8 protein-coding genes are annotated in these 11,389 nt (G+C 40.2%); 2 read left to right on the top strand and 6 right to left on the bottom strand.

Annotated elements, in window-relative coordinates; translation table 11 throughout:
- Positions 1-7: 7 nt before the first annotated feature.
- Entirely contained in the window at positions 8-1,078 is a 1,071-nt protein-coding gene (gene coxB, locus HRJ06_RS15175) for a cytochrome c oxidase subunit II (RefSeq protein ID WP_174733794.1), read from the bottom strand.
- Positions 1,079-1,175: 97 nt separating this feature from the next.
- Positions 1,176-2,114: a heme o synthase gene (cyoE, locus tag HRJ06_RS15170; protein ID WP_174733793.1), complete on the bottom strand. Its 939-nt coding sequence runs from the start codon at positions 2,112-2,114 to the stop codon at positions 1,176-1,178.
- Between the two features lie 654 nt (positions 2,115-2,768).
- Here cyoE and HRJ06_RS15165 point away from each other — a divergent pair.
- Positions 2,769-3,734 carry a COX15/CtaA family protein gene (locus HRJ06_RS15165; RefSeq protein WP_174733792.1) on the top strand — a complete coding sequence of 322 codons (966 nt, stop codon included), beginning with the start codon at positions 2,769-2,771 and terminating at the stop codon, positions 3,732-3,734.
- 250 nt (positions 3,735-3,984) lie between these two features.
- Here the strand turns inward: HRJ06_RS15165 and pyc are convergent, their stop codons facing one another.
- The 3 genes from pyc to HRJ06_RS15150 form a co-directional block, all read right to left on the bottom strand.
- Positions 3,985-7,428, bottom strand: a complete 3,444-nt coding sequence (pyc, locus tag HRJ06_RS15160) for a pyruvate carboxylase (RefSeq protein ID WP_174733791.1) — start codon at positions 7,426-7,428, stop codon at positions 3,985-3,987.
- A 58-nt stretch (positions 7,429-7,486) separates the two neighbouring features.
- Entirely contained in the window at positions 7,487-8,689 is a 1,203-nt protein-coding gene (locus HRJ06_RS15155) for an FtsW/RodA/SpoVE family cell cycle protein (RefSeq protein WP_174733790.1), read from the bottom strand.
- Positions 8,690-8,879: 190 nt separating this feature from the next.
- On the bottom strand, positions 8,880-9,164 hold the full coding sequence (locus tag HRJ06_RS15150; RefSeq protein WP_422392735.1) for an Fpa/YlaN family protein: 285 nt from the start codon (positions 9,162-9,164) through the stop codon (positions 8,880-8,882).
- Positions 9,165-9,344: 180 nt separating this feature from the next.
- Between HRJ06_RS15150 and HRJ06_RS15145 the strand changes: the two genes are divergently transcribed.
- The gene (locus HRJ06_RS15145) at positions 9,345-9,845 is read left to right on the top strand and encodes a peptidyl-prolyl cis-trans isomerase (RefSeq protein ID WP_174733789.1); all 501 of its coding nucleotides are present in this window, start codon (positions 9,345-9,347) and stop codon (positions 9,843-9,845) included.
- A 95-nt stretch (positions 9,846-9,940) separates the two neighbouring features.
- Here the strand turns inward: HRJ06_RS15145 and HRJ06_RS15140 are convergent, their stop codons facing one another.
- A complete protein-coding gene (locus HRJ06_RS15140; RefSeq protein WP_174733788.1) occupies positions 9,941-11,278 on the bottom strand; it encodes a PhoH family protein in 1,338 nt (445 codons plus the stop codon).
- Between the last annotated feature and the right edge of the window lie 111 nt (positions 11,279-11,389).

Here is an 11,389-nt window from a genome sequence, read left to right as displayed (position 1 = left end):
CCCCTTGTTATTCCTGAACTTTAAGTCCCATTAGATACTCAGTAAGCGCGTCAAGCTGCTCATCGGATAAATCTCCGTAAGTATTGGTCATTTTGTTGCCAGGCTTATATGTTTCAGGGTCATCTAACCAATTTTTCAATTCTTCTTCATTGTGTTCAAGGATACCTGCGATACGGGACCGCTCACCAAAGTTTGCAAGGTTAGGTGCATTCCGTGCCTGCTCTGGTCTGCCGTCCTGAGGTGTTACTGCGTGACATCCAATACAGCTTTGGTTAAAGATTTCTTCCCCTTGCTGAGCTAATGCAGTTTCAGCCTGTGGCTCCTCAGCAGTTTGCATATCATCTACCCACTGATCAAACTCTGCACGTGAAACGGCCTTGACCTTGAAATCCATCCATGCATGCGATGGTCCGCAAAGCTCTGCACATTTTCCATAGAAAAGATTTCCTGCTTCATTTGCTTTTTGATCATCAAATTCAAGGTAGAATTTGTTAACGTTTTCCGTATTTGTATCCATCTTTCCTCCAGCAGAAGGAACCCAGAATGAATGCTTTACATCTGAAGCAATTAAATTAAAGTAAACTTTCTCATCGGTAGGTACTACTAACTCCTGACCAGTGATAATTTCCTGGTTAGGATATTCAAATTCCCACCAGTACAGATTAGCACGGACATTAACAACCAGTGCATCAGTCTTGCCTTCTTCATTTACCTTGTCCATCGGAGATACATCTGCAAGCTTAAATGTTGCAGCTACAGTTGGAACCGAAAGAACTAACAGTAACAAGATAGGAATGACAGTCCAAAGAATCTCGAGTTTATGACTTCCCTCAACTTGCTTTGGAATTTCATTTTCGTTTTTGCGGCGGAACTTTGTAATAACAATAAGGAATATAACTGTTACAACAAGGATTACCCCAACCATAATTACTGTGCTTAGTACCATCAGGTCAAATTGCGATTGAGCAACCTCACCTGCAGGTCTTAGCGTTGAAACGTATGGTTCGCCACAGCCGGCGAGAACTAACGCCATAAGTGTAAACAATGATAACAAACGCCCTTTTGCAAGCCAATTCATAGCTTAATAAAACCCCTCTTTCGTAAAAAATTCTAAATGTAAAATTTATGGATAAATTCTTTCAAATAAGATAATGGATAAGAAAGAATCACCTGACTTAAATAAGTGTAACGATTACCATAGCGACGAACATAATCGTCAAATACTGTAAAGAATAAATAAACATTAACTTTGCCCATTTTATGTCATCCTTTAATTTTAGGCCATATAGACCTAAGGCAAGCCATCCTACATTCAGCAGAGTAGCAAGGATAAGGAAAGGTGTTCCTAGGGACATCAGTAAGAATGGCAATGGGAGCAATGCAGTTACCCAAAGAATAATAGAGCGCTTTGTTGCTTTAAAACCTTTTACTACAGGCAGCATTGGAATACCAGCTGCCCGGTACTCTTCTACTCTTCTCATAGCGAGTGCGTAGAAATGTGGGGGCTGCCAAATAAACACAATTAAAAACAAGCTCCATGCCATAAGACTGAGATTTCCATCAACAGCTGCCCATCCGATTAGCGGGGGTACAGCACCTGATATACTGCCGACAATTGTATTTGAAACATACCGGCGTTTAGACCAAAGCGTATATAGCACAACATAGCTAAAAACACCAATAACACCGATTAACGCAGCAGTTACTGTTGTTAGTAATAGAAGCACTAGTCCTGATCCGATAAGCAATCCGCTCATTAAGGCAACTTTGCCAGGCTGGATTTTCCCTGTTACAGTCGGCCTATCTTTTGTCCGCTCCATTAAAGGGTCAATATCCCTGTCAATATAATTGTTCAAGCTGCATGAACCGGCAATGATAAGCGATGACCCGATTAACGTAAAAAAGACTATATCCAAGTTATCAAGAAAACGATTCCCAGTAAAATGAAGTGCTAACCATAACCCGGTAAAGGTAGTAATTAAGTTTGAATTAACAATGCCAATCTTTATTAAAGCCAGAAAATCCTTAAGAGCAGTTGTTTCCGTTATTCCAGCCTCAAGGCCCGTCTGACTGTTTTCAATTGCAGCCTCACTAAAAGCCTTTGAATTAGACATCTTTTTTCCTCCTTTATCCAGAAAAGTTCACCTTGAAACGATCAACAATTCTGCTTTAGTCAAGAGACTTTGCGTGTTTTTATGTGACTGGATTTTCCACTGTTCACATCGTGAAAAGGCAGTTAAATACTTGTGTAGAAAAATAACTCTCTTGATGTCTATTAAATCATACTTCTTGGCTTTTTTGTGAATTTTTTTTGAACAATATTTGACTTTTTTGTGTCAAACCATTGCTAAAACAGGGAAGTACTTTGAAAGTCAGTATAATGAAAAAGGACTTGCTGTTTTATTTTCAGTCTTTTTTAGAACAAAACGCTAAATTACCTATCCTTTTTTATGTATTGAACGATAACATTTTTTTCCTTCTAAGTGTTTATGATAAGAGAATTGGCTAAATGATTCCTAAATCTATTTCTATCAGAGTCCTGGCAAGAGTTCAACCTTTTTAACTTGCTTGATATAGAGAATCATTGGTATTGTAAAATACTCATTTATTGTGTACTATCGATTAAGTGATTTCATTATTATGCTAACGTTTAAATACAAACTTAATATAGTGAATCATCTCCATGATTCACACAATCTCTTATATTATACATGTCAAGCGTAATACATGACAACTTTTGAACTTTCTTTTAAAGGGTGGGGAAGCGTATGAAACCATCTCTAAAGTGGTTAGCCGTTTTAACTACATTGGGAATGTTGTTTGTTTTATTAGGTGGAGCTTTGGTAACAAAAACGGAATCTGGTGCCGGTTGCGGCAGTTCCTGGCCATTATGTAACGGCCAGTTTGTCCCAACCGACATTACCCCTGAATTAGTCATTGAACTTGCTCATCGACTTGTCTCAGGCAGTGTTGGCATTCTGGTGCTGATGCTCTCCGTGTGGTCCTGGAAGGCAATTGGCCATATTAGAGAAACAAAGTTTTTGGCTGTATTGTCTTTTTGCTTTCTTCTGCTTCAGGCATTAATCGGTGCTGCTGCAGTTGTATGGGGACAAAATGATTTTGTTCTGGCGATCCACTTTGGAATTTCCCTGATATCGTTTGCTTCAGTATTTTTGCTGACACTTCTAATTTTTGAAGTTGATAAAAAATTCAAGGCAGAAAAACTGATTATTGATAAAAGGATGAGTTTTCACATCATTGGTATAACTATATACAGTTTTATTGTCGTCTATACCGGAGCGCTTGTCCGACATACTGATTCCAGTCTTGTATGCCCTGACTGGCCCTTATGCTATAATGCTGAGCCAACCCTTCCAGTAAATCTTTTTGAATGGGTGCAAATGGGACATAGAGCTGCAGCGGGGCTTATCTTTTTATGGATTGCTTATGCAACTTACCTTGCTGTTAAAAATTATAAACATCAAAAGGTTCTTTATTGGGGCTGGATGGTGTCCTTTATCCTGGTATCGCTTCAGGTAGTATCTGGTGCAATTGTCGTGCTCTCACGTTTGAATCTATATATCGCTCTTGCACACGCCTTCTTTATTTCCTGTCTGTTCGGAATGCTAAGTTACCTTATGCTGTTAAACGTTCGCAGCAGGAAAAACGCAGCCGCCGAGAAGAAAGCTAACATAGAAGAAAGCAGCATACCTTCAACCACTTCAGCCAAGTAAAAACCTAGTAAAAGTCCGGTAAGCGATGTATGGACAGAAACACACCGACTGAGTTCAACAAATGAGTTTCTAGACGACCAAAAGGAATTCAATTCTAACTGAATTGAACTCCTTTTTTATTTGGAATTTTTTAAATCACGTAAGAAAAATCGACCCTCTTTTTCCCTCGATTTAATCACGTAAAAAAGGCATCGGTTACTACCGATGCCTTTTAAGAAACTATTTAAGCTTATTTAATTACCTTCTTTTATTACAGTTTATCTAACTCGATCAGAAGGTCTCCTGTTTGGATCGGTTCTCCATTTGTTACGTGGATTTCCTTCACTGTCCCTGAAAATGGTGCTTGTACTGTCGTTTCCATTTTCATTGCTTCGGTGATCATTAGATGCTCCCCTTGCTTAACCGTTTTTCCTTTTTCAGCCAAAACCTTGATAACTGTGCCAGGCATGCTGGCAGCGATATGATTCGGATTTTGCGGATCTGCCTTCAACTTTACAGCAACAGATGATTTAACACTTTCATCTTTAACAATAACCTCACGAGGCTGACCGTTTAATTCAAAGTACAAGACTCTAGTCCCATCCGATTGAGGCTGGCCAATTTCCAGAAGCTTAACGATGAGCGTCTTTCCTTTTTCAATTTCAACCTCAATGTCTTCACCGAGACGCATCCCATAAAGAAACGTAGCTGTATCAAGGACTGATACATCCCCGAATTGATCGCAGGTTGCTTCGTATTCTTGGAAGACTTTTGGATAGAGTGCGTACGAAATGGTTTCAAAATCTGTAACTGGCCTGCCGAGTTCATTAAATAGCTTTTCTTTAAGCTGTTCAAAGTTTACCGCTTCCAAAAGTTCTCCCGGCCTGACTGTAATAGCCTGGCGTCCTTTAAGGATAACCTGCTGAAGTTTTTCCGGGAAACCTCCGTATGGCTGACCCAGGTAACCTTCAAACAGTTCTACAACACTATCTGGAAAATCAAGGGCGTCTCCTTTAGCAAGAACGGCTTCTTCTGTAAGATCATTTTGAACCATAAACAATGCCATATCCCCGACTACTTTTGAGGAAGGGGTTACTTTAACAATATCCCCAAATAAATGGTTCACGCGTGTGTACATTTCTTTTACTTCATCCCACCTGTCCCCTAAACCAACAGCCTTGGCCTGCTGCTGCAGGTTGCTGTATTGACCGCCAGGCATCTCGTGCTGATACACTTCCGAATGTGGGGAAACCATTCCGCTTTCAAAATCCTGATAGTATTTCCTTGTATCCTCCCAATAGCGGGAAAGCTGCTCTAGTGCCTCCACCTTCACCTTTGGCTGGCGTTCAGATCCTTCCAAGGCATAGTAAAGAGTGCTTGCACTAGGCTGAGATGTTAAGCCGGCCATACTGCTTAAAGCTACATCGACCACATCCACTCCAGCCTCAATTGCTTTTGCATATGTGAAAATCCCATTGCCGCTTGTATCATGTGTATGGAGATGGATTGGGATATTCACTGTTTCTTTCAATTCAGAAACAAGCTGGTAGGCAGCATTTGGTTTTAATAGCCCAGCCATGTCCTTAATTCCTAAAATATGAGCACCCTGCTGCTCCAGTTCTTTTGCCAGATCTTTATAATAACGTAAATCATACTTGGAACGATTAGGATCTGTAATATCCCCTGTGTAACAGATAGCCGCTTCCGCGATCTTACCGTTGCTTCGGACAGCATCGATCGCTACTTCCATTCCCTTTGCCCAGTTAAGGCTGTCAAAGATACGAAAGACATCTATCCCACCCTGAGCAGACTTTTCTACAAACTCGCGGATAACATTATCAGGATAATTTTTATACCCGACAGCATTCGAAGCTCGCAGCAGCATTTGAAATAGAACATTAGGTATTTGCTGTCTTAGTGTAATTAATCGATCCCACGGATCTTCCTTTAAGAACCTATAAGATACATCGAAAGTAGCTCCGCCCCACATTTCAAATGAAAATAGGTCAGGCAGCAGCTTAGCTGAAGGCTCGGCGATATTCTTTAAATCATTGGTCCTCACTCTGGTTGCCAGAAGCGACTGATGAGCATCCCTGAAAGTCGTGTCGGTTAACAACACTTCTTTTTGGTCCTTAATCCACTGCACTAAGCCTTCCGGGCCTTGCTCATCGAGAATCTGTTTTGACCCATTTTTAAAAGAAATAGACTTATCTAGTTTAGGGACTCTTGGCTTTGAAAAGTTCGGCTTCTCTTGTTTACCTATACCAGGGAATCCATTAACGGAAACATTTCCTATGTATGTAAGCATTTTTGTTGCACGGTCTTTTCTTACCGGAAATATGAATAGCTCAGGAGTCGAATCAATAAAGGATGTATCGTATTGACCAGTCCGGAAATTTTCATGCTTTACGACATTCTCCAGAAATGGAATGTTGGTTTTAATCCCCCGGATTCTGAATTCTTGGAGGTTTCTGACCATTTTAGATGCAGCTTGTTCAAAGGTTAGTGCCCATGTGGAAAGTTTAACGAGCAGTGAATCATAATAAGGCGTAATAACCGCTCCTTGAAATGCATTTCCTGCATCAAGACGTACTCCAAATCCGCCTCCGGACCTGTATGTCATTAGCTTTCCTGTATCCGGCATAAAATTATTTAATGGATCTTCAGTAGTTACACGGGATTGAATAGCAAATCCATGCACATAAATATCTTCCTGCTTTGGAATCCCCAGGATACTTCCATGCAGCTCGTGTCCGTCGGCAATTAAAATTTGTGATTGAACGATGTCTACCCCTGTTACCATTTCAGTAATCGTATGCTCAACCTGAACACGAGGATTAACTTCTATAAAATAAAACTCTTCACCCGAAACTAGAAATTCGACGGTTCCGGCATTTTTATATTGGACTTTTTCCATCAGCCTTACAGCAGCATTACAAATTTTATCACGAAGTTCCTCAGTAATAGATACAGATGGCGCTACTTCAACGACTTTTTGATGACGGCGTTGGACAGAGCAGTCTCGTTCATAAAGATGTACGATATTGTGGTGTTCGTCCCCCAAGATCTGTACTTCAATATGCTTTGGGTTTTGTATAAATCTTTCTACGTAAACCTCATCGTTTCCAAAGGCTGCCTTTGCCTCTGATTTTGCTCTGTCAAAGGATTCTTTTACTTCGTCACTGTCTTTAACGATTCTCATGCCGCGGCCGCCTCCGCCGAGCGTTGCTTTAATAATCAGAGGATACCCAAATCGTGAACCAAATTCCTCTACTTCCCTAACATCAGTTACAGGTCCGTCACTTCCAGGGATAACAGGAATATCCGCTAGCTGAGCCTGAGTTCTTGCTCTAACCTTATCTCCAAACATGTTTAAATGGCGAGTCTCTGGTCCTATGAAAATTAAGCCTTCTTCATTACAGCGCTTGGCAAACTCGATGTTTTCCGAAAGAAAACCATAACCTGGATGGATCGCATCAACCCCGCTGCTTTTCGCAATTTCAATTATCCCTTCAATGTCGAGATATGCATCAATTGGCTTTTTTCCTTCACCAACAAGATAGGCTTCATCAGCTTTGTAACGGTGATAGGATACAGAATCCTCTTTAGAGTATATTGCAACAGTTTTTACATTTAATTCAGTACAGGCCCTGAACACCCTAATTGCTATTTCACCTCTGTTAGCCACCAAAACCTTGTTAATTCGTCTAGTCACAACAACACCTCATCTACACTTTATTTATAAGAAACACCAGGAAAATTCCGAGCGTTAACTATCTTACTCTATAAGCAGAAACATTCTGCTTAGTTTTAGGCTCTTCTTGCTGCGCCTTCTCAGATTTATACTTTGCTTCGTAGTTTACAAACATTGAAACATTTACTAGAATACCCATGCTAATAAACAGCTGCAAAAGGGACGAGCCACCATAGCTTACAAAAGGAAGGGGGACACCGGTTAAAGGGATAATCCCACTCGCCCCTCCTAGATTAATGAATGACTGTATACCAATCATACTTGATATCCCTATCGCCAGCAGACTGCCAAAAGGGTCTTTACACCTTAATCCAATGTAAATTCCCTTTAGTACAATGAATGCCAGCGATAATAATACGAAGCCAACTCCAAAGATCCCTAGTTCTTCTGAAATAACAGCTATTATAAAATCAGTATGAGGCTCGGGCAAATACCCAAGCTTCTGGACGCTTTGTCCTAGTCCGAGTCCGGTTAATCCGCCAGATCCAATCGCGTAATACGCATTGGCAAGCTGATATCCTGAAACCTGCTCATCAGCAAATGGGTCACTGTAGCTTGTCAAACGAGAGAGCCTATTTTCGGAGAAGATCTCATCCTTCATAATCAGCGAAACAGGAGCTAAAATAAACAGGCCAATACACGCAAGCTTTAATATGTTCTTCCAATTCATACCTGAGGATAGAATGATAGCAGCAGCAATCATAAAAATAATCGCGGCAGTACCAAAATCCGGCTGAATCGCAACAAGAGAACAAACCAACACAAGGTATACCAATGGCGGTACTACCCCCTTGTTAAACTGGTTTATGTAGGATTGTTTCTTGGCATAGACTGCTCCCAAGTAAATGATTACACATAATTTTACGAATTCAGACGGCTGAATTCTGACTGGCCCAAGATTGAACCAGCTTTGAGCGTTACCAGCAACATGTCCAAAAACAAATAATGCGCCTAGCCCTACTAGCGAAAATAAGACCATTGGCCCTAATATTTTTGTGCTTTTCATTGCTTTATAGGGAAACAGGGCCGCTACAGTGAAAACAAAGACTCCTGCTAATAAAAAGATTTTTTGGCGCTGGTAAAAATGGTCACTCGCATAATCCCATCTTTGCATAGCCGTTACCATACTTGCACTGTATACCATTACCAAACCGAACAAGGCTAACATCAACACTACTATGATTAAAGAGTAATCATACGATTTTAAAATTTTCTTAAGCATTCTACTCTTCCCCATCTTCCCGTTTAGTATCTATTCTGCTAAAATATGAAATTTCCTCTTAAAATTACAGAGTTTAAAAGAGAAATAGAAAAGACACCTAACATATGTAAATACACATCCACTGTTTATCTGTCAATTATTACAAAAAAACTCAAACAATTTACATGAACTGTTTGAGTTTTTATGCGAATTATTTTTTTACTGAAGCTTCATGAAGGGCAGAAAGCTCTTGCTCCAAAGAATCAAGAATTGCTTTTCCTTCTAACTCTTCAATTAAGCCGAGCCGCACTGCAAAATCTATCTCTCTCGATAACCCAAACATTTGCGTGTCCAGAACCTCTTCATAAAGAGGGCATTGCGGCATAGTGAGGTTATCCATCTGCACTTTGATCAGCTTTAAAATTTTATCAGCGTCAGCCTTGAGTATGGCGTGGGCTTTTTCATGATGATTTAATATTGTTTCAGACGCCAACATTGATCCCCCCGTTTCCGAGCAATTACCCGATCCTATCTTTAAATTTTAACGGTATAAAGATAAAAATGCAAGAATATTAGGGATTCATAAATTTACTCTGACTAATTATTTTGTTAAGATGGACCAAACGGATTTTGCAGCGATACATACCAAAGTGTTACTGGAGCTCAGGAGGAATTTATGGAAAATATCGTGGAAATTAAGGGTAATGTAAAATATCCAATTACCTTGGACCCAGGAGTCTGGATCTTTGATGACAGACGTGTGGAATTAACAGAGTACTTTGCAGATGATAATAAAGGCAATGATAATAATTTGGAAGAATATACGAAGGCTATTTCGAAGCATTGGGATCGAGAGATTATGGAAGGCGCTGTTTATCCGCCAACCTTAAAGTCAGAAAAGAAGTATGAGCGGCAAAAAGTGCTGACCGGCAGCTTTGGCATTCCTTTAAAACCTTTCCTTGCTAATGCTGAGCCTCTTGATTCGGCTGATACTCTTGTTCTACACACAGAAGCCGGAGAGATTGAGATCTCTTTGGATGAAGGCAGGGAGTTAATACTCGGATTCTCGCACAAAGGAAAACCGCTAAAAGAGAATGGCCCTGTACATGTTTATTTTGGAGATGGGACAAACCATACAGATCCCATTAAGGACGTAAAGGGAATTAGCATTAAATAACCAGCAAAAAAGAAACGGATTGGTTCCGTTTCTTTAATTTTGTCAAAAAACTCTCGAGGAGCTTTATCGTTAGCTGCCGATAATCTAAACAGACTTCACTTTAATAAATCTGCAGCCAGTTGGGCGAGCGGTGACCTTTCCCCTTTTATAAGTTTTATATGCCCTGCAATAGCCTGGTCTTTAAACTTCTCCACAATATATGTAAGACCATTATTATAGGCATCTAGATAAGGATGATCTATTTGATCTGGATCGCCCATTAAAACAATCTTGCTTCTTTCCCCAACTCTAGTCAGTATCGTTTTTACTTCATGTTTAGTTAAGTTTTGCGCTTCATCAATAATGATAAATTGATCAGGTATGCTCCGTCCTCTTATATAGGTCAGTGCCTCTACCTCGATTGAACCCATACCTGCAAGAATAGCATCGAGTTCTCCAGGTTTCTTTGTATTAAAAAGAAACTCCAAATTATCAAAGATTGGCTGCATCCACGGTCTTAGCTTTTCTTCTTTTTCCCCAGGCAAAAACCCTAGATCCTTTCCGACTGGGACAATCGGGCGAGCGACTAGCAATTTTTTATAATACCCCATATCCTCTGTTTGAAGCAGGCCTGAAGCTAATGCAAGCAACGTCTTTCCAGTTCCTGCTCTGCCAGTTAATGTGATAAGGGGAATATCTTGCCTTAATAGAAGTTCAAGTGCCATAATCTGCTGAACATTTCGTGCACGAATTCCCCATATTTGTCTATTTTCATGATCAAAAATTAGCTTTTTCACCATTTCTCTACTCTTGTCTACCATTCCAAGTGCAGATGTCGAGTTTCCGTTTAGACCTTTAATGATTAAAAACTGATTGGGATAAAACGACTGTCCAGAAATTTCCTTAGTACGTAATTCCCCTTTCTCATAAAAGGAGTCCAACAGCTCCTTCTCTAAAAAGACTTCTGTAAAACCAGCATAAATATCGTCTATCTCTACGACTCTGTCACTTAAAAAGTCTTCAGCTTGCAAACCAATAGCATCCGCCTTCACCCTGACGAGTGCATCCTTGCTTACCAAGATTACCGGTCTGCCATTTTCTCTCGTTTGCTCTTCAAGAGATAAGTTTTTAGCGACAGCTAAAATCCGGTTATCATTTGTTTTTTCTACAAAGATATCTTGCAGCTGCTGAAAAGAACGATGATTTAACTCAATTCTAATGGCTCCCCCATTCTCAAGAGGGATTTTCTCGTGCAGTTTTCCTGTTTCTCTCAGTCCATCAATTAGTCTGGATACTTGCCGTGCATTCCTTCCGATCTCATCCATATATCTTTTCTTTGAATCAACTTCTTCTAGAACGACCGCTGGAATTATCACTTCGTTATCTTCAAAAGAGAAAATAGAAAAAGGATCTTGCAAAAGTACGTTCGTGTCCAGTACGTAAATTTTACTCAAATTGATGCCTCCCGCCTCTGTGTTTTGGATCCGGATATACCGCTAAAAAAAACGGCGCGGCTGGTACTTGCTAAAATATATGTTTGCCCGAATAAAGATAGAAGGAGTTTT

Source organism: Mesobacillus harenae, assembly GCF_013343715.1.
Classification (GTDB): Bacteria; Bacillota; Bacilli; order Bacillales; family Cytobacillaceae; genus Mesobacillus_A; species Mesobacillus_A harenae.
Note: the sequence above shows the minus strand (reverse complement) of the source record. Positions and strands in the feature narration are given on the sequence as shown.